18 protein-coding genes and 1 pseudogene are annotated in these 26,148 nt (G+C 37.8%); 1 reads left to right on the top strand and 18 read right to left on the bottom strand.

Translation table 11 applies throughout. The features are described from left to right. Positions 1-235: 235 nt before the first annotated feature. The 9 genes and pseudogenes from AC4PHM_RS05605 to AC4PHM_RS05645 all read right to left on the bottom strand — a co-directional run bounded on the left by AC4PHM_RS05605 (position 236) and on the right by AC4PHM_RS05645 (position 15,571). Positions 236-2,638, bottom strand: coding sequence for a YecA family protein (locus AC4PHM_RS05605; RefSeq protein ID WP_492019927.1), 2,403 nt, complete (start codon positions 2,636-2,638; stop codon positions 236-238). A gap of 10 nt (positions 2,639-2,648) precedes the next feature. Then, positions 2,649-3,694 (bottom strand): annotated as a pseudogene (locus AC4PHM_RS05610) (ADP-ribosylglycohydrolase family protein). A gap of 55 nt (positions 3,695-3,749) precedes the next feature. Beyond that, a complete protein-coding gene (gene mcrC, locus AC4PHM_RS05615; protein ID WP_492019928.1) occupies positions 3,750-4,790 on the bottom strand; it encodes a 5-methylcytosine-specific restriction endonuclease system specificity protein McrC in 1,041 nt (346 codons plus the stop codon). Further along, on the bottom strand, positions 4,777-6,903 hold the full coding sequence (locus AC4PHM_RS05620; protein WP_492019929.1) for an AAA family ATPase: 2,127 nt from the start codon (positions 6,901-6,903) through the stop codon (positions 4,777-4,779). The genes mcrC and AC4PHM_RS05620 overlap by 14 nt, the downstream gene beginning before the upstream one ends. 1,099 nt (positions 6,904-8,002) lie before the next feature. Beyond that, a complete protein-coding gene (gene cuyB / locus AC4PHM_RS05625; protein WP_492019930.1) occupies positions 8,003-8,710 on the bottom strand; it encodes a cysteate racemase in 708 nt (235 codons plus the stop codon). A gap of 14 nt (positions 8,711-8,724) precedes the next feature. Continuing rightward, on the bottom strand, positions 8,725-9,882 hold the full coding sequence (gene iadA, locus AC4PHM_RS05630) for a beta-aspartyl-peptidase (protein ID WP_492019931.1): 1,158 nt from the start codon (positions 9,880-9,882) through the stop codon (positions 8,725-8,727). Further along, entirely contained in the window at positions 9,882-11,324 is a 1,443-nt protein-coding gene (gene nhaC, locus AC4PHM_RS05635) for a Na+/H+ antiporter NhaC (RefSeq protein ID WP_492019932.1), read from the bottom strand. Before nhaC ends, iadA begins: the two co-directional genes overlap by 1 nt. 205 nt (positions 11,325-11,529) lie before the next feature. Beyond that, positions 11,530-13,539, bottom strand: coding sequence for a sigma-54 interaction domain-containing protein (locus AC4PHM_RS05640; protein WP_492019933.1), 2,010 nt, complete (start codon positions 13,537-13,539; stop codon positions 11,530-11,532). Between the two features lie 349 nt (positions 13,540-13,888). Beyond that, positions 13,889-15,571, bottom strand: a complete 1,683-nt coding sequence (locus AC4PHM_RS05645; RefSeq protein ID WP_492019934.1) for an IS1634 family transposase — start codon at positions 15,569-15,571, stop codon at positions 13,889-13,891. A 287-nt stretch (positions 15,572-15,858) separates the two neighbouring features. On the opposite strand from AC4PHM_RS05645, the gene AC4PHM_RS05650 reads away from it, so the two are divergent. Continuing rightward, the gene (locus AC4PHM_RS05650) at positions 15,859-16,938 is read left to right on the top strand and encodes an IS4 family transposase (RefSeq protein ID WP_492018482.1); all 1,080 of its coding nucleotides are present in this window, start codon (positions 15,859-15,861) and stop codon (positions 16,936-16,938) included. A gap of 405 nt (positions 16,939-17,343) precedes the next feature. On the opposite strand, the gene AC4PHM_RS05655 is transcribed toward AC4PHM_RS05650, so the two are convergent. From AC4PHM_RS05655 to AC4PHM_RS05695, 9 genes are all read right to left on the bottom strand, one after another. After that, on the bottom strand, positions 17,344-18,405 hold the full coding sequence (locus AC4PHM_RS05655) for an IS3 family transposase (RefSeq protein ID WP_492017500.1): 1,062 nt from the start codon (positions 18,403-18,405) through the stop codon (positions 17,344-17,346). Further along, positions 18,402-18,899 carry a transposase gene (locus AC4PHM_RS05660; RefSeq protein ID WP_492019935.1) on the bottom strand — a complete coding sequence of 166 codons (498 nt, stop codon included), beginning with the start codon at positions 18,897-18,899 and terminating at the stop codon, positions 18,402-18,404. Before AC4PHM_RS05660 ends, AC4PHM_RS05655 begins: the two co-directional genes overlap by 4 nt. A gap of 382 nt (positions 18,900-19,281) precedes the next feature. Beyond that, on the bottom strand, positions 19,282-20,082 hold the full coding sequence (locus tag AC4PHM_RS05665; protein ID WP_492019936.1) for an ExeA family protein: 801 nt from the start codon (positions 20,080-20,082) through the stop codon (positions 19,282-19,284). A gap of 2 nt (positions 20,083-20,084) precedes the next feature. Continuing rightward, complete coding sequence (locus AC4PHM_RS05670) at positions 20,085-20,630, bottom strand: Mu transposase C-terminal domain-containing protein (protein WP_492019937.1); 546 nt, start codon at positions 20,628-20,630, stop codon at positions 20,085-20,087. A gap of 146 nt (positions 20,631-20,776) precedes the next feature. Further along, the gene (locus AC4PHM_RS05675; protein ID WP_492019938.1) at positions 20,777-21,691 is read right to left on the bottom strand and encodes a site-specific integrase; all 915 of its coding nucleotides are present in this window, start codon (positions 21,689-21,691) and stop codon (positions 20,777-20,779) included. Between the two features lie 78 nt (positions 21,692-21,769). Continuing rightward, on the bottom strand, positions 21,770-22,000 hold the full coding sequence (locus AC4PHM_RS05680; RefSeq protein WP_492017489.1) for a hypothetical protein: 231 nt from the start codon (positions 21,998-22,000) through the stop codon (positions 21,770-21,772). 15 nt (positions 22,001-22,015) lie between these two features. Beyond that, positions 22,016-23,722 carry an IS1634 family transposase gene (locus AC4PHM_RS05685; RefSeq protein ID WP_492017490.1) on the bottom strand — a complete coding sequence of 569 codons (1,707 nt, stop codon included), beginning with the start codon at positions 23,720-23,722 and terminating at the stop codon, positions 22,016-22,018. A 141-nt stretch (positions 23,723-23,863) separates the two neighbouring features. Beyond that, complete coding sequence (locus AC4PHM_RS05690; RefSeq protein WP_492019939.1) at positions 23,864-24,361, bottom strand: VanZ family protein; 498 nt, start codon at positions 24,359-24,361, stop codon at positions 23,864-23,866. 539 nt (positions 24,362-24,900) lie between these two features. Then, on the bottom strand, positions 24,901-26,088 hold the full coding sequence (locus tag AC4PHM_RS05695; RefSeq protein ID WP_492019940.1) for a MalY/PatB family protein: 1,188 nt from the start codon (positions 26,086-26,088) through the stop codon (positions 24,901-24,903). Positions 26,089-26,148: the final 60 nt, after the last annotated feature.

Here is a 26,148-nt window from a genome sequence, read left to right on the forward strand (position 1 = left end):
GGTGGCATATCCATTAATAGTATGACCTGCTCTGTTCCCGAAATAGGTGCTCAAATTTACCGAGATGCCTGCTCTATTTCACCGTGATTCCTGCTCTACGCGAACGAAATATTCATTTATATTCTAATTAAAATCTTATTACGATTTATGAATCGATTTTTCCAATTCCATAAAAAAAATAATATATTTAAACTTCAGAACTTTTATCTTGTACGATCCACTGCAAAATATTCTTCTATTTTCCATGGCAATTTTTATATTTTTGTCCGCTCCCACAAGGACATCTTTCGTTTCTGCCAATTTTTTTCTTGCCTGTTTGATTCTTGTAGCTTGTGATTCTACTTTCAGCATATTTTTCGCCTTTAGCCATTAATTCTTGTTTTTTTTCAGAAGGAATGTCAATATCTCTCCAATTACGAAATTCTATATCGATCAATTTATTGTCTTTAGAAAAATAAAGGTGTAATTCTAATCGTGATTTTTCGTCATTAGTAACCATAGTTGATAAAACATAGTCGTGAACATATTCATCAGTAAGTATTTCCAGAGAATCTTGATGACACAGCAAGCAGTATCTTATTTCTCCAAAGGTACTAGAAATAAGCATCCTTCCTATATCCGCTTGTCTTTGAAGTATATAGTCAATTTTTGTGGACAAATCCTCTCTAGCATCTGATGAAAAATCTAGTAAGTAGATTGCCAATGACGACCTATCCTTAACAGAACTTACATCTAGCAAGTCTATAATTTCTTTTAATCTATTTGGAATTTCCTGCTCTGGTTTTTTTCCCCCGTCAAAACCATTAAATAAACTCGAAAAATATTTATCTAAATTTTCCCTGTATCCAGACCAATTCAAATTGCCATCAGGCATATTATCTACCAATATTGAATAAACATTGTGTTCTATGTACATACCTAAGTGATCTAATTCATCATTTAGCGCAAGTCTGTCATTCATCGCAGCACGTTTTCTTTGCTTGATATAATGTAAAAATCTACCAGGTGATTCGAAATAATACTGATAGACTCTTAAGTCATCAATTGAAATAGCAATGGTAGTGTCATGAAGAGTCAAAAAACTCATTTTTTCTGCCTTCGCTGCAAATTCATTGAAATTATCAAGCGTGACACACATAGTTACGATTTCATTATAATCTTTGAGATTTATTGAGTATTTTTCATTAAATTGCGAGTCATATATTTTTGCATTTTCTGATGTTTTAATATAATTTAATGTTCTTAGTGCTTGTGAGTCTGCCTTACCGACCAGTGATTTTAATGAACTCATATGTGAGTCAATGTCATAAATTGGCGCTGTATATGAATATGAACCCGCTTTAACTTCAATAATAAAAATGTGGTCATCAAACATAATAATAAGGTCATTTTCAGCAAAATCTCTATGAGACTTTCCAAAAGGATAATAATTCGAATTTAATACCACGCATCCTGGCAATAGTTTTTCAAATTGATTAGCAACAAGTTGTTCTGTTGTCATCATCTGTATTTTATTCCATGTGTCTTTATATTCAGGTTCTGCAGAAATTATCACCTTTTGCATTACTCTATATATGTTATCGAATAAATTATAGTAGTCAAAACTAAAGTAACCATTATCTAAATGGATAAATGGTCTTGTATATGCAGGCATCTCAACTATAGGCCAACCGGCATACTTCTGATCACCAAAAAAATTTTTTTCTTCTCCAACATCCCATGATAAATCTCTTAATAAGTTTTCAGGCCAATTAGTTAATGCTGATAAATCATGTATACCTACACCTATGAATTTATTAACAAAGCTTTCATGTTCTTTCCTTAGCTCTTCATCATCATTTATTAAACTCGCGAATATATCAAATTTTTCTGTAGCGTCATGATTGTTATCGATAATCGAGTCAAATTTAAATATTAGATTATCTAAATCCATAATCGCCGAGAATATACCACCTGATAATGCCTTTTGAATGTTGAAAAGCCCTTGAATAAAATCATTTGATTTGATGTTATAAAGTTTCTGAAATATTTCATCATGAGGTAATAGTAAGTCCTGAAGATGTTCAATTTCAAAAATTTGATACCTTTCACCACGATACAAGGTCGAAAAAATTGATTCGATTGTAAACATTTCTAATTCAGGGGATATTTCCGGGTTGTTTTGTTTCTCTTTTGCAGTATATGCAATATAGAAATCCTTATTTATTTTTCTATACATTTGTGAAATTTTTTCTGAAATTGAAAAATACAATTCACTTTGATCTTCTCCATTTCTCAAACTTTGAGTTTTCGTCGATGCCAATACACTTTGAATATATTCAACTTCTCTTCCTTTTATTACATCATTTTCCTTAAGCTGAACTTCCGAAGTAATACCTAAAAGCGATTGAAAGAATTGCATATAAGCATATTTTAGTAATTCTAGCGGATCACACTTACTAACCAAATGTCTTATTTCATATATTAGGTTTTGAATGTCATTAACTGTTTTCTCATACTCATTGGCTAATTTATCCATGTACATCTTATGCTGTTCTTCATTCATGTTTTTTGACAAAGCAACTATTTTCCCGTATCTAGCAATTTCAAAGATTCCGTTATTATAATAATAATCTGGCTGTACGTTCTTTTTTTTCATTATCTCTCTCCTAATAACCCGGATACTTATCATAATTTACATTTTCTTTGGTATATTCAATAAGGAGATCGTCAGAGATTTCGAAAATCACATCTTTTATTTCAACATTTTCTGTCCAAACCGCTGGAATGGCGTCCATCCCTAAATAAGCCCCAAGAATATTCCCGGTAATTGCACCTGTACTGTCGCTATCACCATCGTGATTTACAGCTGTAATCAGGGCCTTCTTAAAATCACACTTGTGCCTTAATGCGCAGTATACCGCAATTGCCAAAGCTTCTTCACCGACCCAACCTTCTCCAATGTGTTGAATCGCCTCATAATCAGGCAATTTACTCTTGGATAATTTAATGGCATTTATCAAGCTTAATGAACATTCATGATGAGACTCATACTTTCTAAGCACAGCAATAGTTTCTTCTACTGCATTTTCAATCTCCATTCCCTCAATCAATGCAGCTATCAAATACGCTGCTGCGCCCGCTAAAAGATAACCAGATGGATGTCCATGCGTAAAAGCAGCAAAGTCAACAGCCATATCAAATGCTTGTTTCTTTGGGTAGTAAAGCCCTACGGACGCTACCCTCATAACACCGCCGCAGCTTTTCTGTTGTTGATGGGCGCTTCTATTGCGCCTTGTCTTTTGCTTGCTAGTGCTGAAATACATGAGTTTCCAGGAGCTCTTCTTGCATAGAGCTCTTTTTTGTTGATCAGCCATCCATCATATGCCCATTTAAAATTCTCAATTTGAGGATACCCCTGTGTAAATAGCCATCGTTGATAAGCATAATAAACAACACTTGGCACATGGCAATGACCTTTAAGCTGAATTCTGGTCTGTGCTCTAAGTATGCCTTCAGCAGTGAAAAGAGTCATTTGAGTATCATCGGTGATTTCTGCTTTTCCGAGTTGATTGATCACGAGGTCCATGATACCGTCTGATCCAAACCGCTTGATAATTTCAGTAAGCTTTAAGAATTCCACTGGCCATCCTAAAGCATCTCCAATTGCGCCACCTACTAGACAACCGCGAAAATGATTTTGATCTCGCTTCATTTGATAGCACCTCAGAACAAATGCATATTTTTAAGCCATAATAATCAAAATTTATTCAACCAGCCCAATTATAAACAATATCATCAAGTTGCTTTCTAATGCCTTTAAAAGACACGTTTAAATCTAACGTCTTTACAATGACTATATTTCCATTTAGATCATACTTATAATTTGGCACAATTTTCTCATCTGTCTTTGCATAAAGCAGCATCCCACTAACTTGGCCGTCTTTAACTTTGTCCTCGTTCTTAACATAGGTGAATATCTGATACAGATTTCCAGAATGTACTTTAGCAGAGTCAAACTGCATTTGCATGGTTTTCGAGTAGTATTTGGCATCAATAATGAGCTTTTGGGGTCCTTTTGAGAGCAAAATATCAGATTGCATAATAGGTAAAAAACTAATCTTTCCATCCGTATCCCACTCAATTTGCTTTGCTGAAGGTTTGTATTCAGGAAAATGCTTTTTAAAGTACTCGAGCAGGAACTTTTCATATAAGCGTGACATATGCTGATCATCAAGAAAAGACGACATTTTCTTATTTCCTGCCTCTGTTGTTAGCAGTAATCCTTCAAGAACCAAATAACAAATGTTCATCAGCATACGGTACGTGGCATTGTTCGCGTGATATCTAAATGAGTTCCAGTTTATTGATGATACTTCTATGATGTCTACATTTGAAAAGTACGCAAGCAATTTCTTAATCTCGTTTTTTGTTTTGTGTTTAACTTCACTGCTGAGCAACATTTTGAACATTGTCGCCTTAAGTATTTGGTTCATTTGATGATTCTCAGAGAATTCATCGTAATCACAGTTAAGCCTTTGCACGTGCGCTATTTTATGTTTGATTGAACCGTTCATATTGATCTTTCCTCTGAGTACTGATAAATTGTCGTTCATCAGGATGTAATCTTTCATTAATCCTCGTTTAAGTTGAAGTGAGACACCTTTTGATAAGATAGAAGCAAACAAATTCTGAATATTATCAAACTCTTCTGTTTCAATGTCTTCATAATTTTGTTGCTGCAAATTTTGATATGCATAGGCAAGCATATAATAAATATTCCGAATGAAAATGCTTTTATCCTTCGTCATTTAGAACACCACGCAATTTAGCTGTCCAGCTTTCTACTTTCGACTTATCATCAAACCAATATTCTCTGATCATTGGCAAAACGTCATACTCAATAACACCCCGTATCCAATCTTCTGTGCATACATCTTTCTCACAGAAGTAACTATGACCTATACAAAAACCATCACCTAATGATGGATCATTTTCAATTGCTTTATTCAGTGCTCTAATCTGATCGATAAGGTTATCAAACACTTCATGATCTAGTCTCTTTTGATAATTAACGAAGCCATCGTTATTAAAAGCTGGCACCATATTAAAGAAACTAAATCTTCTGCGCAAAGCATTATCAATCATTGCAAGACTTCTATCTGCAGTATTCATCATGCCTATAATATAAAGATTCTTCGGTACGGTAAAACTCATGCCATCATATGCAAGTACCATATCAGTTCCACGATACTCGTTCTCAATAAGCATTAGCAGTTCACCAAAAATCTTACTTAAGTTACCTCGATTAATTTCATCAATGATAAAGAAAAATTCTTTTTCTGGATTGTTTTCGGCATATAAGCAAAATTGATAAAAAATACCCGACTGTAACTTAAACCCATTCTCGACAGGTTTGTATCCCATAATGAAGTCTTCATATGAATAATTTTGATGAAATTGAACCATTTTGATCTTGTCTTCATCTTTTTTTCCCATCATTGAATAGGCTAACCGTTTAGCTGCAAATGTTTTTCCAACACCTGGTGCGCCTTGGATGATCACGTTCTTTTTTGTTATTAGTAGAGATATAAGGGATTCATAATCTTTTTCTCTCATATATACCTCTGACAGAAAATCTTCTCGCGTGTAACTTTGAACCTTATCCATAATTGGCTTTGGATTAGACTCCCTTATGACCTCCATAATGATGTCATATTCATCTTTCGTCAGTTTGAACAAACTACCAATGGGAGTTTTAAAAAACTCCATATTTTCGAGCTCTTTTAACTCTTTCAAGGTACTATATTCTATTGGTGATGTGAGACTTTCAGACTTTTCGACAAAGATTTGTTCACCATCATTTTCACCCGAAATTTTGCAAAGTGCTACCACTTTCAATGCAGGCGTTGATTCGTAACCAATAACCAGATCCCCTTCTTTGGCATCCAGAAAGTTTTGATAAATGCGTCGCTTTTTACCACTCTCGTTTAATAATGTGTAGTTTACTTCTTCTCCCACTTTGATTTTCGAAAAACTCCAGATTTTCGGACTCGCATTCAACCACCAGTAATTCCTCTCAGTTTGGGTTTCATCATCTTCATACAACTTTACTGTTGATAAGTCGGTTATTTCCAAAGCTTTCCGAAGTTCAGGCCGAAGTTTCCAAATATAACTACCTTTGGTTTTGTCATCTGAGCTTTTGCCAACAAAAAGTATTGGCCACCATCTGGAATCCTCATCATTTTTTATAAGTGGACATTTAACTTTCTCACTAATTCTCTTACCTAAACCTGATGATCCTGAAATATAGAAATTCTTCGACTTGCCGTATTTTCGGCTTAATTGAGAACATGTGGCCTCTCCACCAATATCCAAAAATCGTTTTATGATTTCTAATGATTCTTTTGTAAATATTATTTTGTCAGTTATGAGTGATTGCCATGCCTCGACAGTTATACCTGGATCATATTCCGAATTACTCGGCCACCATTCTTTTGTGGCATCATATGAATGGCTGCCATAGTACACAATATCTTCTACCAATAAGTGTCTCGCTTCATCTGAATATGTATCTGAATTTAATCTTCCTCTATCCAATTCCAAAAGCTCTTTATCACGTTTTATATAGTCTAGCAACAAATCACACAAATTGAAGTAATTGCTGACACTCAAAATGCTGAATCTTTTTGGATATTCCGGATAATCAACTGCCTTCGCAAAGTTTTTATATTTGCCATATTTATATAAATAGTACTTCTCCGGATGCTTGAAAAATAAATACACACTAATCGAATTAACCGTTTGATAATGTGAATCATTGATTCTATCTTTGTATTTATCAAGAAGCAAATCAGCTGCACTGATAAAATTCTCAATTCTTTCTACAACAGGTAGGGACTCATCAAACAGCTCTCTAAACATTGTTCGAACTGCTTCTTGATCCTCACTAGCCAATTTGAACAACATTTTTTTAGGATAAAAATTCCTTGATGCTAGTAGATTAATCGACATCTCTAGTGACTTCGACAGCATAGATGCAAAATCAACTGCCTCGATGTCCCAATGGTCCTGAAAGCATTTGACTGCTTTCCACTTATAGATTTCTTCATTGTTGATTTTAGTAAAATTGTTTTATAATTTGAAATGATCACATCTAACTTTTCATAATTCATTCTTATGTCAGCACCTTCCATAGTTGTATTTTGAAAACCTTAAAGATCAAAATCAATGTTATGACATCGGGTTTTTCATACATAAAAATATTGATAAAATAATACTTATCCCACTTCTCTTAATTAGACATTCAAACGATTTTATCCTCTAATATTTTTGTCTAATATTGTCGAAACTACAAATTTTAACAAATTAATTTTCTTCTCGGCATAAAACGCAAAAAAGACCCACCAAGCCAAATGCTGAAGCATAATCAGCAAAAGTTTAGTGGGTCTTCACTTGCATACGCTGCAGCAATGAATTTGAAGGTGACTCTCGAGCAATTTACTGTCCAACATGTCGCTTTGATAGACGCCAAGAACTTAGAAATGAATACATGAGTAAACACGATCCTGGTTTGGTGAGAAAACTCGGATCAATCGCGCACTGTGATCGCTGTTCAGTGGAGTATACCGTTTTAAAGCAGCGACAAAAGTATTGTTATACTTGCTCTGAGATTGAGAAAAAGGAACAGGTTAAGAAGAGATCAGCCGCCTTTAAAAAAGCAAATCCAAATTATAGGAAAGAAGCCGATCGTCATAGGTTTGATCGTTCGTCTAAAAGCTGCTTTGAATGTGGTAAATCATTTAAGTCCATAACGACTAAGAAATACTGCAGTCCCGAATGCAGGAAGAAAGGGTTCTACGCAAAAAGGAAGTACAAGCAGTGACATGCAAAAATAGACCCACAAAGACAAGCTGTGATGTTCTCAACAGCTTGAAACTTAGTGGGTCTATCACTATATCTATTTCACTCGAAAAGTTCAAAGTAGTACAAAAAGTTTTTGTAATAATATTTCATACGGTACTTACGATTGTGTTCCTTTAACCATTTCAATTGTTTTCATTGCTAAAACATCCATTGGATCGACTACTGGTAATCCACCTTCAAACTTAGATGCTATAATGCCAATTTCAGTACACCCAGCAACGATAATTTCAGCACCCTTATCGCGCAGATGATTGGCTATAGACTCTAAAACTGTTAAATTATCCTTGTTCTTAAATCCTGCTTTCAGTCCTTGTTTGCCATATATAAGTTCCATGACGACTTTATCTTGTACATCATTATCAGGAACAATCAAAGTAAAATTTTTAAAATTTCTATTGTAAAGACCACTTTTGATTGAACCCGAAGTAGCAATTACACCCAGATTCTTAACAGTTGGGTATTTCTTTGTGATGAATTCTGCCACGAGTCCAAAAGCATCAAGAATTGGAACGTCGACAGTCTTAGCTACCTCATCTCGAAAATAATGTGCCGTCATACACGGTATAATAATAAAATTTGCTCCCGCTCCTTGAAGTGTCCGCGCAGTCTCAGACATGGCTTTAACAGGACTTTCCCCACCATGCAAAATTGCTTGAGTTCTATCTGGAATTTTAGGATTTGAATCTATTATTACTCTTATATGCTCTGAATCAGTTTGGGCTGGTGTCATTTCAATTATGCGCTCAAACATTACTTTCGTAGCTTCTGGTCCTAAACCTCCAAGAACACCTACGACTTTGTCCAAAAGTTGTCATCTCCTCAATTTCCCATCAGATGCTCATAGGTTCCCTTTATAAGTATTTCTCGATTTTGAATATGAATTTTTCCATTCGCTATGACGGTTTCAATTTCTAAATCATTGTTCATAAGAATTATATCCGCATCAGACCCCTCTGCTATTGCGCCTTTCTGCGGGAAAATCCCTAAGGCTTTGGCTGGATTACTGGTACCAAAATTAAGAGCATCTTCTAGTTTAAAACCTTTTTCTTTGACAAGGCATATAATTTCCTTAAAGATACCATCTACACCTGAGACACCTATTTCAACTAATTTGCCACAATTGTCATAGTTTGACCAGCTGCCACCGCCATCTGAACTAATCGTGATATTTTCTAAAGGTATTCCTTCTTTATAAGCTTCTACAATAATTTCTGCAACAGATGCTGTTCTAGATATACCCGCTGTAAGATCAATAAGACCGCCCATTCGAGCAAATTCGAAGGCTTCTTTTAGAAGCTCCTGTCGGCGATTAACATGTGTTGGACGCAATGTTTTAATAGGTATTTCTTTATCTCGTACTATTTCAAATAACTTTTGCAAACCATTTTTTCCATTTCCAACATGAATTGTTAGAAATCCAGCCTTACCGGAAATCATACCTGCAACGCGAGCATCAAGTGCTAATTTAGCAATTTCATCACAAGTAGGCTCTGACCCACGATGATCCGAAAGCGCAACCTTGGCACCAATAATCTCATCAATGAAAATGATATCTTTTTTCACAGATCCTGTTAACGTGACTGTTGGTAATTCATACGAGCCAGTTATAGCATATGCGGATAAGCCCTCTTTTTTGAGACCTTTCACTTTTGCTATTAGACTTTCAACATTACGTGTACTAGCATCGGTTCCAAGCAGCCCTACAACAGTCGTAATACCATTTTTCGTTAATGTGCTCAACATAATTTCCGGTACACGTGTCGCAAATCCACCTTCACCGCCACCACCAGTCACATGGACATGCTGATCTATGAAACCAGGTACCAATATCATGCCTGTCCCATCAATTACTTTCATCTCCGAAAATATTGGATCAATATTATTTGCGATGTGAGCAATTGTTTTGCCACATATCAGAATGTCCTGTCTACCAATATCTTCTGGTGTGTAAATTTGCGCTCCTTTAATTAAAATCATTATGCCGCACTCTCTTCCGTGGATGATTTATCGGTTTTTATTTTAGCAATACCTATACCTGTAAAGGCGAGAATAATTGCAAAGACGATCCCCATGTAATTCATTATTGCCCAAGGTAAGTATTCAATTGTTGAAACGCCAAGAGTTGAAGTCATATAAGCTCCTGCTGCAGACCAAGGGATCAATGGTACGAGTACGGTTCCTGAATCTTCAAGTGTTCTTGAAAGGTTTTTAGCATGAAGACCGCGTTTTTTGTATATATCTTGAAAAAGCTCACCTGGAATCAAAATTGATAAATACGAGCTACCTGTAACAAATGCCACTGTGAAGCAAGAAGCTATTGTCGATAGTATGACTCCTGCTGTTGACTTTACTCGTTTCATAAGTTCTTCAAGTACTACGTCCAACATGCCTGAACAGCTAACTATACCGGCAAAACCCATGGCACAAAATATTAACACAGTCGTTGAAGTAACAGAAACCACACCACCGCGGTTAATCAATTTGGCTACTTCAGCGAGAACTTCGCCTTCGAATCCTGTCATATTAACATTAAATCCACTAACCATTGATACAAAACCATCTAACAGAGTAAAACCTTGAGTCATTATGCCTATTAGTACAGATAAGAAGCTTGTTCCTAGCATAGTTGGTATCGTTGGCCATTTAAGAAGTGAACCCGCTATAATAATGAGAACAGGAAGAAGAAGTAATATGTTCCAATTGAACATGACATCTAATTGTTCCAGCATGAGTTGAACTGATTCTGGCGTTGCAGTTTGACCCGTTCCACCAATACCGACAATAAAATAAATTATCAACGAGACAATGGTAGCAGGAATTGTCGTATAAAACATATGTACAATGTGCTCATATAACTCGCTGCCCGCTGCGATAGGAGCCAAATTAGTTGTATCTGATAGAGGTGAGATTTTATCACCAAAATAAGCTCCCGCTACAACCGCACCCGCTGTCGCAGGAAGTGAGACACCAAGTCCCCCTGCGATTCCCATCATTGCTACGCCTATCGTTCCTGCTGACCCCCAGGAAGTCCCTGTGACTGTAGAAACGATAGCCGAGATGATAAATGCTGTGACCAACAAAAACTTCGGATTAACAATTTGTACGCCATAATAAATTATCATCGGTACAGTACCGCTAAACATCCATGATCCAATAAGAAATCCAACGCACCAAAGAATAAGTGTAGCTGGTAAAGCCTTTGCTATTTTTTCAATAATTGCACCCTCCATTTCTTTCCATGTTACACCAAGCGATAATGCAACTGCTCCAGCAAAAAACGCTGAAATGAGAAGAAGGGGTTCAGTTCGGAGCTTAAAAATACCATAACCAACAAAAAGTGTTACGACCATAAAAATGATTGGCAGAATTGCTTGCAAAAAAGTAGGTTTCTTTTTTGCCATAGTTGTTTTCTGGTTCATTGGATTGCCTCCTTTAAATATGATACACACTATTAAAGCAATTGTTATGCCAAACATCAGAATTTTCACAAATTTTAGATTCAAATTCTTACACCATTTGAAATTGCCCATTTCTTAATACACACTATGCTTTTTTAATTACTCAATAGTTCATCGAAATAAAAGCCATATGGTTGTCTAAAAAGCCATATGGCGACCATTTGCATTATATTAATATTCCTTTACCGAATTCCGAAATTACGGAACCTTTTGAACTATCTACAAGTAATCCATTTGATTTTAGCTTCAAAAGGATACGTCTAATTTGAGCTTCGGTAACACGAATGCTCTCTTCAGAAGCTTTCTTCTTGAGTTCAATTCGACCAATATTAGGACATTCTGAAACCTTCAAAAGAATCCATCTCTCAATTTCTTCTAGATTTATAGAATGCTGATCGAATATTGATTTATATGTATTTTGCACATTTCCCTCTTGCATGTAATGTGGCAAATCCAGAATAGTGAATACATTACCCATGTCGATGTTCGACAAATATTCTATGACATTAATTAGTTCCCGTATATTCCCACCCCATGAATATCGCTTAAAAAATCGTAGCGTTTCAGCATCAAATAAATCGAATTCATTTGTTATTGACCGCTTGTTGAAATAGATTCCTGCGAAATGGCGAATTAGATAAATAATATCAGATTGTCTTTCACGTAGAGGAATTGTTTTAATTGGTAAAATATTTAATCGAAAGAACAAATCCTCACGAAATTTTCCTCTTTTTGTTTCTTGATATAGATTCTTATTTGTTGCAGCTATGATACGAATATCTACAGAGATTTCCTCAAATCCACCTACACGTCGGATCTTTTTTTCTTGAAGAACTCGAAGGAGTTTGACTTGAAGATCTATTGGTGCCTCTCCAATTTCGTCAATAAAAACAGTTCCTTTATTAGCAGTTTCAAACAATCCAGCACGTCCACCTTTCATAGCACCCGTAAATGAACCTTCAACATATCCGAACAACTCACTTTCAAGCAGGTTGTGCGAAATTGCACCTATATTTACCGGCACGAATGGATGTAATTTTCGACGTGACTTCATGTGAATAGCTTGAGCTAAAATTTCCTTTCCTGTTCCATTTTCTCCTTCAATCAATATTGTAGAATCACTCATGGCAAATTTTCGTGCGTCACTTAGCATTTTCTCAACCTTTTCGTCCACCGTTAAATAATCATCAAAAGATTGTAGTTTGTAAGTTTCTCGAAGCTCTCGGCCCATCCTAATGCGGCTGTCAAGTTTACTGATTTGAGCAGCTTCATTCAATGTTAAAAGAAAACCAGGATGTTCGAGATCATTTATTTGCTCGGAAGAAGCTAGCAATTCCCTACCAAATAAAGAAATCAAAGTCGCTCCATTTTCCGCAAGTTTTAAAAGGCACATCTTTTCGAAGATGGTAGTTATTGATTTTCCGACAATGTCTTTTTTCTTTTTTCCAATTATGCTTTCAAATTCCGAGTTTATTCTTACAATCATTTGGTTCTCATTACAAAAACAAATTCCTGAATCAACTGCGTTCAATATCATCTCCAACATATTTTCCGATCTAGCAATTTGACTACGATTGCTTTCTATAGATTTAGATATTTTAACAATGTCTTTAATATGTCTTGTAACAGCGTTTGGATCAATATATTCACTTAGGTCAAGTTTGTTAAAAATATCGAAGATCGTCCAAAAATCCGGTATTCTGCACCCAATATCAATAAGTGTTGGAATATTCTCTGGTACAAGTTGCGGCTCACCTAATGTCACAGCAATTTCAAATGGTCTGTCAACGATCAACCCTGGATAAAATGGCCTGTAAACAACATGATCCAGTCCCAATTCAATTAATTGTTCAATAGACTCAAGCGCAGTATATTCTGTATCATTTACTAGTAGAACTTCAGATGCATGAGGTAATGCGATGAGTTTATCGATATTTCGATAATCTATTACGCGTCTACAAATTATCATTGGAATTTCTTGTCTTATATGCTTTTTAGCAGCTTCAAACGAATTTTGATTTGAACAAACTATTAAATCACCTGTAATATTGGCTTCGTTTAACTCAGACAAAAGACACATATCAATTTCTACATAATCCTTTAACATTGGCTCAAGATGAATGCGAATTGTTTCTCCAGTGGGTCTTCCCATACTTACAATTATAAGTTTTTTCATAATTATCCTCCATATTTAGAAATTCCCATCTGATTTTTATCGAAATACATTATATCTCATTGGATCTATCTTTTTCTATTAAAATTCTTATTTTGCTTAATAGTACTCTGATGATCAGCTTTTAATTGTCATGTTCCATCATCGAAACTTTCACTGACTCAAACTATATCTATAAGATGGTCTTAAATATTTACTAAAATGATTCGATCCAGCATTCTAATGATATCAATTCGTTTTAATTTTTGTAAAACTATATTTGAAACTTATGTCTAGCTATATGAAATCTTTTGATACGCATAGTCCGCTGAAATAATTGCATTGCACCAGTAGTAAATATGTGGAAATGTTTTCAACTGCTACGTATAAAAATCTCCTCTGGTAATCGTAAATAACGCATAACTTCCTTCACATTTGGTCGAAGTTCCTCAGTAAATTCTCGCGTAATCATCCCTTTTTCGTACGTCGCTATCGTTTGAACCGAATAGAAGATCCGAAAAATTGCAATCAAAGAGGGCCTTGTAAGGATTTTCTTACCTGGGCCTACAATGCTCGCTGATTCCTTTTCCATTTCTCTACGTACGACATGTTCGCCAACGCTTAAGAGTAATATGAGAATCAACATTAGATACCCCAATGATTCAGCACGTCTTGGGGAATCCACATAAAGGGCATTAACAAACTGTGGGGACTTCAAAAATTGAAATTTTCTTTCGACTGCACTCTGGCTTTTATACTCTCGAAGAATCTCAATACCACTCATCGTAACTACTGTAGAAGCCACGACAAAAATACACTCTCGTCGAATCGCTCTGTCTATAGCAGCTTGATTGGCTTCAATTTCTGAATGAATGGTATATTCCGTGCGAGTGCAATTCAAGGCAGGATCTTTACTTGGCCGACCTGGGCGCTTAATATTCTGTTCGGAGATTTGAAAATCTACTGAGTGATACTTTGCTTTTTTTAGAACAGTCTTATTGAGCTTTTCAATTTCAAGATTGGCATCTTCAATACAAGCAAACGGCCGCTTATTAAGCAGTTTGAGCTGCGCTTCTATCATATCGCGTTCCTTTAAAACTTGCTTATGTATCAGTTTGAACTTCGTACTCTCAAGTTTTTGAGAGTAACAGACACCTAAACTTAACGGGATGCCTTCATAGGTACATTGGTCTGACATCACCTGATATACAGTTGGGGAAGTCGACGAAGGGAAAACGTAGGTCGGAAGTGTTTCTAACACATCAAGGGCTTTTTCAATGACACGTTTGCATTCGTTAATATTATCTGGCATACGCGTGATAACATCCATTTTAGCCAGTTTGGCTTTTTCTAAAAAAGCCACGGTAAATGAAGCACTGTCAGCAATATAGAAAAATGGACTTTCATCATCTGTTTTAAAGCGCGCTTTTACTTCAACTGCACGATCAAGATTTTCAATATTATAGGTTTTGTCACTTTGATTCCCGGAGTGAATGCCACCATCCATGCAGATTCCTTGAGTTGTGCCCATGGACAGTATCATTTGCTTTTTGTCTGGTCGGTGTTGTTTAGAGTGGCCAAATGTTATATCTATCGTACCAACGACACCATCCTGTGTCTGATACTCTCCCCACATAATTTTTGAAGTCGTATCATAGTTTACACTCTTCAACAGAATGCCATAGTGATTGAACGCACTTACTGCAATTCTTGAGAGAATTTCAGAACCACCCACTTGATGCATCAGATCTAGAAAGCCACCGAATCGATCATCGTTAAGTTGGTCGACATTTACTTTACACTTGATCAATGCTTCTAAATCAAGGGTTTCTAAGTATTCCAACAAGCGGCTTAGTGGATGGTGATCATCCGCCATTGACATTAAAAACATCTGCGCTAAATCACCATAGGCGATTTCAGGTGGTCTACCAACCTCCGGTGTCAAGAGTTCATTAAAGATCCGATCTACGCCAACCGCTTGGCATAATCCTGCTATGAGACCTGCTTTTCCATTACGATAAGGTATTATTTTTCGATTTGAATTGTCCATCAACATCAAATCCCTTCTAAACAATCAACTATAGAATGGATTCGACGTTAGTTTCAAAATTCCTTTTTGAAATATATGGTAATTTTAAACTTTTTATCACTAGCGTTGCATTAAAATCTTGAACATTTAATTCCAAATATGGGATAAATAACTTTATGTGAATGTAAAAAAACCTTATAATAGAAATGTACAGGCGTTGCACCGCCTTGTCTGTGACCTCGTACAAATCTAATATAAGGAATGAACTTATCATAGATTATACTACGAAAACCACCATTTTTGAATTGTTTGAAGTGATAAATTCTAGTGAAGTGCGAAAGATTTTTAAGAAGCACAAGTGCAATCGTTATGCAAAGAAGCTTAAAGCGCATCAACTCATCGTTTTGCTTATTCTCGCTCAGCAAAATCAATGTACCGGAACCCGAACCGTTCAAACCAGCTTTGAGTTCAATCGCAAACTCAGACGATATCTGAAACTTGATTCGATAAGCCATACTCAAGTCTTCAGAAGGCTTCAGAGCTTTCCAATCGCTGCTATTGAAGAAGTTTTCAATGTAGTGGTGAAGCGACTTGGCAGCAAGTATCGTCAGAAAATTTCAAAGTCACTTCACGGATTGAATCTCATTGATGCAAGTACAATCACCAAGTCATTAAAAGGCATGGAATGGGCCAAGTTCAGGAAAAGTAAAGCAGGGATCAAACTTCATTTGTCTTTGATGTACCATGATGAAATAGCCTATCCCAACAATGTCTTTGTCTCCAAGGCTAAAGAACACGATGTTGCCTATCTGAAAGATCTAGTCGTCGTCAGTAAAGACACCATCAATGTTTTTGACCGCGGATACGTGGATTATCAAGCCTTTGATCAATTTTCTGATGTGGGGGTTTTATTTGTAACACGCCTAAGGGAAAACGCAGCCACGTGGGTGATCAAACGTTATGAGGTGGATGAAAAGTCAAAGGTTGTTTATCACGATCTTGTGACCGTAGGGTGTGGAGCAAAAAAAACCAAGAATGCTTTTCGTTACATCCAACTTCGTGATGATGACGGAAACCAAGTTCACTTCATCACAAACGTGATGGACAAGACACCGGAGGAGATCGGGGACATCTACAAATTACGATGGCAAATAGAGCTATTTTTCAAATGGATCAAGCAAAATCTGAAGATAAAACACTTTTATGCGACTTCAGAGCAGGCTGTCACTGTACAAATTTTCATAGCTTTGATCGCTTACTGCCTGTTTCGTTTAATCTCGGCCAAAGTTGACCCTAGAGTCTCATTAAGAAAGATTAAAAGCGCGGCAATGTCAGCGCTATTTGATCCATTCCGAGACGTTGTTGAGCAAATGATGCGAATAAGCCCTCACTAAAGTTGTAAAACGATTGTTATAATATGGAAAAAAATCACTGTACAATGGGGTCACCTTGTTAAGGTGTTCGTCATTTCAACAGGAGACTGAAATTAATTTCCTGTATACAGGCAATATGGTATTTAATGGGCGATTCGTCATTTTGACATCAATTCTATTAACTTAATGCAACGCTAGTGACTTTTTATTTATCGTTATTAATTCAGCGGACTATGCGTTGATATACATTGAAAAACAAAAAATAGACCCACCAAGCCAGATGCTGAACAAAATCAGCAAATAGCTCAGTGGGTCTTCTCGTTACTCAGTTCGCATATTTCTGCCTGAATAGTACTTCTGATTGTTACTTGAAATCTTATCTGGAATTGTCCTCTTTAATTTACCTGTTTCAAGTAGCGGAGTTTGTCAAGGTAGTTGTCGCAAATCATCTTTAGAAATATTGACCGGATTAAGCCATACCTCACCGGGCAATGTCCAATCTCGGGTCTTACCTGACCATCTCTGTGGTGCCTTTGCTTTTGCTAGCTCATAAACCTTGCGGCGTGCTTCAAGAACGCTATCTGCTTTGCCGGAGTGCACTTGATTGGGTGTTAGAAATTTGATGCCACTATGGTGATGTTCGTGTCGATACCAGTGTACGAACTGGAGACACCATTTTCTGGAAGCTTCAAGTGACACGAATCCCTTTGTTGGATATTTGGGACAATATTTGCATGTTTTAAAAATTGATTCTGAATAAGGATTATCATTGCTTACGCGAGGTCTGCTCCTGGAGGGCGTGACACCCAATTCATATAGTGTTGCCAGCATCGTGGAACCTTTCATAGGACTGCCATTATCAGAATGTAGTATGAGGGGCGTTTGGTGGGCTCGTATGCCTTGAGACATTACCGCTTTACGAATCAGGTGGCTTGCGTGTTCTGCTGACTCGTCTTCCCATACCTCCCAGCCTACAATATCCCTGCTAAAAATGTCGATGATGAGATAAAGAAAGTAATACAGTCCTTTGATTGGTCCGGGCAGGTATGTGATATCCCAAGACCAAACCTGATTGGGCTTTGTAGCGCAGTGGCTTGCCTTAGGCTTGCCAGAAGGGCGCTCTGCACGTCCTCGATAGTGTTGCTCACCCGCACGGCGCATTACCCGGTAGAAACTTGATTCCGAAGCAATATACTCTCCGCGGTCAGCTAAAGCCGGCACAATTTGACTGGGTGGCTTGCTGGCGAACTCAGGCTTGTTGATCGTTTTGAGGATAAGGGCAACCTCGTCCGCCTTCAGTTTACGATCAGATTCATATTTGGTTCTCAAAGGGCGTTGATCTTCTTGATGTGCATGTGGATTTTTCCATCTTTGAAGCGTTCTTGTTGTTATGCCTAAACACTCGCAGGCTTTGAACTGGCTTGCTCCGGATTGTACTGCTTCGTCTACCAGCTGGATTATCATAGCGCGATCTGAGGGGCTGGTCATTCGTCCTCGTCTGATGTTCCCCAAATCGCTTCGGCTTTTTTTCTTAAGATCAGCAGCGCGGCGGCTTCCGCTAATGCGGATTCCTTACGCTGCAGTTCCTTACGTACTTGGCGCAACTCCTTCTGGAGTGCCTTGTCTTGTTGAACCAACTCAGCGACTTGGCTTGGTATGTTGCCATTGGCGCTCATACAGTTTTCCTGCCATTGCTTCACCTGTTCAGGATAAAGTCCCTTTTTCCGACAGTACTCCGATAACTCAACCTCATTAAGGTTCATCGTTTCCACTACGATTAGAAACTTGTCCTGGCTGCTCCACTGATCAGCCGGTTCTTCGTTGGCAGGAGCAGCATATCCGTTTGCTCTTAGTTCATTTCTCCATTTCTTGAGTGTAGCAGGTGCGACGCCAAGTGTTTCACTAATCTTGCTCAGTGTTACGTTCTCAGGCGGCAACATCATACGAATTGCTGTTTCCTTTACTCTTCTTGTGTAGGCCATTAGTAATCCCCCAATCGATTCTATTATAGGATACTTTTTTTAATGGTCTACGACAACTATTGTGACACATAGGGTTCGTGATATGAGGCCGACCCTGAAGAAATTTCTTCTCATATCCCCACTCCACTGCATTCGAAAGCGCCTCAACCTCTGCTTGACCGAGCCCGGAATAGGTCGACAAAATGAAGTTGTAGTCAGCCCTGGAACTATCAATATTCTCAAGCTCGAAGTAGATGGAAACGTTGATTTCACTTAGTTTCTTTACAGTTTCTAATAGTTGCTGAGTGTTAATGACGGGCTTGTCTGTCCAGCAATAGACGGTGTTAATTGTCCGGATACTGCTGACGAGACTGTCCAGAATAAAGTATTGAGAAAGGGAGAATTAAGGCAACTCTCCCTGAACAACTCTTCGGACCATATGATCATCGATAATCCTGTGTCCGTTGCTTGAACCATAGATAAGGCAATGCGTACAGATCTTATTGATCACTCTGGCAGACCCATCAGATGTTTCGTGGATCTCATCGATAGCTGCATCTGAGAAGATCCTGGAATCCCCTTCAGCATATTTTAATTGGACATCGATGTAAGCCCCCGTTTCACTTCGATCAAAATGAATCAGTTCGCACTTGATGTCAATGCGCTGGCGAATCGCGGAGTAGGACTGGAGCTTCAGCTTATCCCACAACTCCGTCTGACCCACCAGGATCAACGCCATGGGACTTTGAGAATCCATCTTGAAATTGAGAAGGAATCTAACCTCCTCAAGCATCTCCCGGTCCAGCAGATGGGCTTCGTCCACAACGACTAATGGCTGAAGGCCGTGCACCCCTTTGAGGATCTCAATCTCTTTATGAAGCTGCCGCTTCGAATCTCCTCGGTAAAAGCGTGATTCAACACCCAGCTGCTCCAGGAGTCCTTTGTAGAAATGTCTGGGTGTCAGCTTTGAGTCGGATAAATACAAAACCTTGTATTTAGAGCCTTTGAGCTCATCGAGCAGCTTTCTGATAACGGTAGTTTTACCCGTACCGCAATGACCCGTTACGACGGCAAAGAGCTGTCGCTCTGCAGCGTGTTCAAGCCTGCCAAGGGCTTCGTCAAGTCGTCTCGTGAGATAAAGCTGATCCGTTGGAATATCGCGGCCAAAAGGGGACCGCTTCATCTGATAAAAGGTCTCATACATGATTAAGCACCCCCACGCTTTCTTCCGTAGGAGACTGCTGGGATTGAAGCTTCAATCCGCTTTTTCGCAGCCTTCTCAGCACTTCTGAGATAACGGGAGTTTTCGGCAGGAATGAGTTGCTGGTGCTCTGGCATCATAGGTCGAGGTCCTGTTTTTGAAGTAATGACTAACTCCTTGATGGACTTAGGCGGTCGGTTCTTATACTCCACCGTCAGAGTCTCAATGTTTGATGGATCATAGATGACCTCGACTTTACAACCAATATACTCAAGGCCCGCTTCATACTTCTTGCCTTTGAAGCTGATACAGCCGGTCTTGTCGACCTTTCGCTCCTCAACATGCAGGAATGCATCCCTGATCTGATCTGCACTTGCAAACCGAAGTGGGGTGTGATCCTTTTGATAGGCCATGTAAGGGCTGGTATTTTCGCCAAGAGCGCTGTGTGGCTTATGCTGATAACAGCCTTCCAGCCAGACTTCAAAGAGCCGATTGAGCGAGCTAAGCGTTTGTGGCTTTTCAAGCTTCGCTTCTGCAAGAAAGCTGTCCACCGTTCGATTGAACCGCTCTACCTTTCCTTTTTTATGTGAAGCTTCGCATAAAAAAGGTTATGCAGAGTAAATGATAATGTAAAGTAAGTGCATCAAACTGTTCCCACTTATCAAATAAGGTGTGTTTACTTTACATTATCGGTATCTCATATCTTCTGAAAGTTCTTCAACCAATCCAAGAGATCTTCACTGTTATGCCATTTGCCTTCTTCTTTTGGTACAACGTCAGAATAGGCATCTTCTATCGCCTTTCGTTTTTGTTTTGAATCAGCCCTTGCATATACTTCTGTTGTTTGAATTGATTTATGTCCTAAAATATCACGAATGTATACCAAATTAACTCCAGCTTGTAGAAGATGCATGCTTTTACTATGACGAAGACAATGACAAGTGAATTTGTCTGGAACAATTAGTGGATCGATCTTTCGCGCCATTTGGATATATTTATCGAGAATATATCCAATGCCTGCACGTGTAAGTTTTTCGCGTTTCTTGTTAAAAAACAACGGATATTTATCAGCAAAAGGTTCTATCAGATTCCATTCATCCATATATGCTTTTAAAATCTTAACTTGCGGATTCATCAGAGGAACAATACGTGCTTTCTGTCCCTTTCCAATTAGTTTGATTGTCGCTGGTGATTCCAAACAAATCATCCGTGGGGTCAGATCTGCAATTTCCTGAACTCTTGCAGCTGTATCATACATCAAAGACAGTAGTGCGAGATCTCGACGGCCAAATTTTGAATTTCTGTCAGGCATTTCGAGCAAAAGTTTAATTCCCTCGATACTCATGTAGTTAATGTGACCCTTTTGGTTTTTCTTTACAGGGATAGAGAGGATCCGTTGCCATTCGATCAGATGGTCAATGTCTTCATATTGCAGATACCTAAAAAACGAATGGATGGCAGCAAGTCTAACATTTCTTGTTTGAGCTGAACATTTTCTCTCGGTTTCAATCCAATTAAGGAATGATTCTATTCTGCTCCTGGTGATGTCTTTTAATGACACCCTCTCAACGGGCGTTAATTCGACATCACGAAGATAAATCAACAAAAGCACGAATCGTCAACTTCCAGAAAAAATGTGACTAAAACTCCTGCACAGTGATCGCTGTAGGAGTTTTTTGTTGTTTTCAGCCTATTCTTTTTCTTGATCAATTGGTTGTATAAATTGAAGGATTTGGTCATAGGATTTATCACTTTTCATTATGGCATTGATAAGTTCATCACGTTTTATCGCATCGCGTTTGTCCATCAAATCTTTTAATGTTGCAAGCGCCGCATCGTACTTCGCCTTTGCCTTCACCACATCCGATTGCGCCTTTTCAATCTTTTGTTCCAACGCATCCATTCCAACCGTTCTCGCCATGTTTCGCATCCTCTCTTATTTGTAATTTTTTTCTGCATTCATAAGCGCTTCACTTATTTCAGCAGCTTTGTACTTTACATATGAAACGTCAATTCCGAAGGCTTTAAGTATCGTCTTCTGAGTTGCTGTAACGGCATGGTCCAGTCTATAAACATTGTCCAGCTGTCTAACCATCTCAATTTTTTCAAGTTCTTTTATTGCCGCAGGGACCGTCATAAAGTTCGGCCTTTTATCTATTTTGTTCATTTCTTCTTTGAGACTTGTATAGATCTTGCTTCTGATGATCAGCGCAATAAATTCTATAAATATCTTCGCCGATGCCGATTCATCTGAGTGCACACGAAGACTCTTATTACCAAGATACGACTTATCACCCCGGAATAGCTTTTCTGAGACATCACGACTTTTGTAAAGATCAATAGCTTCTTTTGCAGTCATCTTTTCCGAGGTGATGATGCAGAAATATCCGCATAAATCAATCTCGCTTTCTATTACACCAGCCTTCTCAACAGGAAATAGAAACGTCTTCTTTTGTTCATCATAGTAGAGTTCAAAATACCTCTCAAATCCCGCACCAAATTCACGCATTTCATTGGCATGACGTTTCATGAATTTTGTCATCTCATCAATCCGATTTTCCAGTATATTGCGCTCAGCACTTTCCTTATCAATACTATGATAGATATGAAAATAGCGATCTTTTTCATCCGTAGCATACAGCTTTTTCTTTACTGTCATGCCATAAACTCTGTATTCACTGATATGATGGAGTCTCTTCTTCTCAAATGATCCTTTATGTTTCAGAATGAGCTGATTTACGAGGGATGCCATTCCCTTGACCATGATCACAAAGCTATAACCACACTGATCCATGTACTCAATATTTCTCTTGCCGAAGTAACCACGATCCAGTATAAAACCTATCTTCCTATAGCCGTATCCTTTTGCTTTATCCAGCATAAACTGAAGCTGTGACACGTCATTTATACTTCCTGGGTAAGCTTCATAAAAAAGTGGTTCTTTGTTTCTCGTGTCATAAGCTATTGAATAATTGAAAATTGGAGATCCTTGATCTACTTTGGCATTGCCATATTCAAGCATTTCAATATCTCCAGCCTGACAATTCTTATTTGTTGAATCATAGGAGATATAGATCTTTTCTCTGTGATCTTTTGATTCGTTCCATGAATTCAAAAATCCCACACTTTGATCATCTGTTATATTTTTTAAAAAATCCGAAACCTTGGAATCACTGAAAATCCTCATATCTGTGGTAAATAGTGCATGATTATAAGCATAATCTGGATAGTACTGGGCAGCGTTACTTTCAGTAATAATCGAATAGGCTGCCATGTCCAAGAACAACCCTACATCTTTTTTACTAAAATCTCGGCTGAGCATGTCCGGGATTCCGCTTTCTCTGATGAGTTTTTGGAGAATTATATAAGTCCCGACTCGCAAACAACTGCTTCTTAATGAACGATCCTTTTCTTCGGGAAGCTCTACTTCCGGGAAGAACTTCAGGTAGTTCTGGTTTGGCTGCATCATAAGATGATCAGCTTTGGACTGCTTCCCAATCATCGCTCTTTTTACGTTCGTAAATTTTCGCGTAGGATCATAGATCCTATCGTACTCATAGTAAACATAACAGGAGTCGTCTCGTTTTCTGTAGGTTATTTTACCTGTTACTTCTGGTATTTTGACTAGAAAATCGAGGTACATTTTCGTCCTCCTTTTTAGTAACATATGTGACTAAATACAGTATAACACTAAGCCCGTATCTTTGCAAGCAAATCCGCAGAAATACGGGCTTCAGCTGATTATTTTCTATTTAGTCACATTTTTTTATAGAAGTTGACAATTCTATTTCTTCGCACCAACAACATCCGTAAAACAAATTTCCATGTTACGTTTTCTTGATCTCAATGGGAATCTTCTAATAACCATCAATTGATATGATATTATTCCAACCGCAGCCCCACAGCTATCAATGAACACATCTTTTATCTGAGGACCTCTTCCTGGAACAAACATTTGATGAATCTCATCACTTATCGCATAACCGACACAGATCAAACCTGCAAGAAAAATCTCATTAAGACCACTACCGCTATATTTTAGTGCATTAGACACAAATCCACCCAATATCAAATATGCGATAAAATGGGCATTCTTTCTGACGAAATGGTTGATATCATTAACTTCCAGATTGATTGATGTAACCTTCTCTATCATTTCGACTATGATTTCAGTTACACCTTTACTCAACTGATTTGACGATGCTGCAGGCTGAGCTGATAGCGAAAATACGACTGCCATCCAAAGTATAACTGCGATCCACGAAACTACTTTACTTTTCATCTCATTCTCCAATATTTCAAATTTAAGATTTCATATAGAACTGATGACAACCATTAGAGCAACTCAAGGTCAAAGTTAGAGGTCAAGCGCTGGACAAATAGCAGAGTAATTTATTTATCTAAAATTGCTCTGAATAGCATAACACCTACATTCCTATTCAGCAACTGCTCGCTGACAGTGTCCAAGAGCAACTCAATTTGCTCTCATAGTTTGTCCATGAATTGCTATGGTTGCTGACATCTCAAGACTCCGCCGATGGTTCCCATTCCTCACTCTCCACCAGTATATCAAAATTACGGAAGTGTCATCTCATAAAAACTCATTATCGTGGACAATGGATTATGTTTGAATTATAAAACATTTTCCCCTTCTTCCCCTGCTGAACCTGGCACGCGAGAGGAAATAAGGGAAATAGTTCTTTCTGAAAGCAAACAATTTCAAACTTCTCAAATTAGTTTAACGTTAGCGTTCCGAAATTTGTGCCTGGCACCGAGGGTCCAGGTACGGGCACGTCAGAGACGTCAGTCAGGTATGGGTTGTCATTCTCCCGCCAGCTCCCTAATCGCTTCAACAATTCTATCTAATCCTTCTTGAAGTAAAGATCTCGGACATGCTACAGTCATTCTAAAATAACCAGCACCTGACTCACCAAATGTACGGCCATTCTCAATAAGCACATCATATTTTGTAATTAACAACTCAAATAAATCTTCATAATCTGCATATGCTCCAAAATTTACCCAAGCTAAGAAAGTGCCCTCAGGTTTTTTATACTTTACTTTTGGCAAGTGTTCATTAAGATAATCCACTAAAAAGTTAAAATTATCCTCAATGTATTCCATTACCTCATCGACCCAATAATCACACTTATTATAGGCAGTTTGTGTCAAAATCATATCTAAAGGTGGCGCAAAGCTAATATAATGTTTCTGCCTTGTTTCCTTATGCCAAGTCTCTTTGAGTTGGCCATCATCAATAATGATTTGCGAAATAGGTATTCCACCGACATTGAAAGTTTTTCCCAGTGCTAAAGCAGTGATAATTTTATTGTAATCAGTTAATGTTTTCGTTGGATAGTGGGTTATGTTTTTCCTTGTTAAGTCACAATGGATCTCGTCAGAAAAGATCAGCACATCATTTTCCTGACATAGATCAACCATCTTAGTTATTTCTTCTTTAGTCCATACCCGTCCTACAGGATTATGTGGCGAACACAGGATGAGCATAGTATTGTTGGGATCTTTTAATTTTTTCTCCAAATCCTCGAAATCAATACTATAATCGCCATCATTATTTATTAATGTATTATTCACCACCATTCTATCTGTACCTTCTATCAGTTCTGCAAAAGGATAGAAAACAGGTGGCTGAATAATAACGCCTTCACCCATTTGGGTGAAAGCTCTTATTATGAAGCCCAAAGCAGGCAATACTCCTGGAGAATAAAATATTGAATCTTTAGCAATGTCCCAATTAAAACGCCTTTTATACCAACCTTGAACTGCTTCAAAATAATGATCACTTGGCATAGAATGTCCAAAAAAACCATGATTAACTCTGTTCGTCAAGGCTTCAATAATCTCATCCGCAACTTTGAATTCCATATCTGAAAGCCAAAGCGGTAGGGCATTCTCAGATACCCTGGAATCCACAAAGTCCATATGATCCCATTTTACACTATCTGTCCCCCTTCTATCATATCGCTTGTCTAAATCAAGTTTTTTCATAGGGTCACTCCTCGTCAATTTTCCTGCAAAAGTAAATTTATCTCGTCATAATAAACTGAA

It is taken from the genome of Acidaminobacter sp. QWL-03, assembly GCF_058683855.1.

Bases quoted from the DNA above. Each gene is read 5' to 3' on its own strand.
- mcrC (WP_492019928.1), bottom strand. From the start codon at position 4,790: ATGACGAAGGATAAAAGCATTTTCATTCGGAATATTTATTATATGCTT.
- AC4PHM_RS05655 (WP_492017500.1), bottom strand. From the start codon at position 18,405: ATGACCAGCCCCTCAGATCGCGCTATGATAATCCAGCTGGTAGACGAA.
- iadA (WP_492019931.1), bottom strand. From the start codon at position 9,882: ATGATTTTAATTAAAGGAGCGCAAATTTACACACCAGAAGATATTGGT.
- AC4PHM_RS05660 (WP_492019935.1), bottom strand. From the start codon at position 18,899: ATGGCCTACACAAGAAGAGTAAAGGAAACAGCAATTCGTATGATGTTG.
- AC4PHM_RS05640 (WP_492019933.1), bottom strand. From the start codon at position 13,539: ATGAAAAAACTTATAATTGTAAGTATGGGAAGACCCACTGGAGAAACA.
- AC4PHM_RS05605 (WP_492019927.1), bottom strand. From the start codon at position 2,638: ATGAAAAAAAAGAACGTACAGCCAGATTATTATTATAATAACGGAATC.
- AC4PHM_RS05685 (WP_492017490.1), bottom strand. From the start codon at position 23,722: ATGTACCTCGATTTTCTAGTCAAAATACCAGAAGTAACAGGTAAAATA.
- AC4PHM_RS05690 (WP_492019939.1), bottom strand. From the start codon at position 24,361: ATGAAAAGTAAAGTAGTTTCGTGGATCGCAGTTATACTTTGGATGGCA.
- AC4PHM_RS05680 (WP_492017489.1), bottom strand. From the start codon at position 22,000: ATGGCGAGAACGGTTGGAATGGATGCGTTGGAACAAAAGATTGAAAAG.
- AC4PHM_RS05695 (WP_492019940.1), bottom strand. From the start codon at position 26,088: ATGAAAAAACTTGATTTAGACAAGCGATATGATAGAAGGGGGACAGAT.
- nhaC (WP_492019932.1), bottom strand. From the start codon at position 11,324: ATGAACCAGAAAACAACTATGGCAAAAAAGAAACCTACTTTTTTGCAA.
- AC4PHM_RS05645 (WP_492019934.1), bottom strand. From the start codon at position 15,571: ATGTTGATGGACAATTCAAATCGAAAAATAATACCTTATCGTAATGGA.
- AC4PHM_RS05665 (WP_492019936.1), bottom strand. From the start codon at position 20,082: ATGTATGAGACCTTTTATCAGATGAAGCGGTCCCCTTTTGGCCGCGAT.
- AC4PHM_RS05620 (WP_492019929.1), bottom strand. From the start codon at position 6,903: ATGTTTAGAGAGCTGTTTGATGAGTCCCTACCTGTTGTAGAAAGAATT.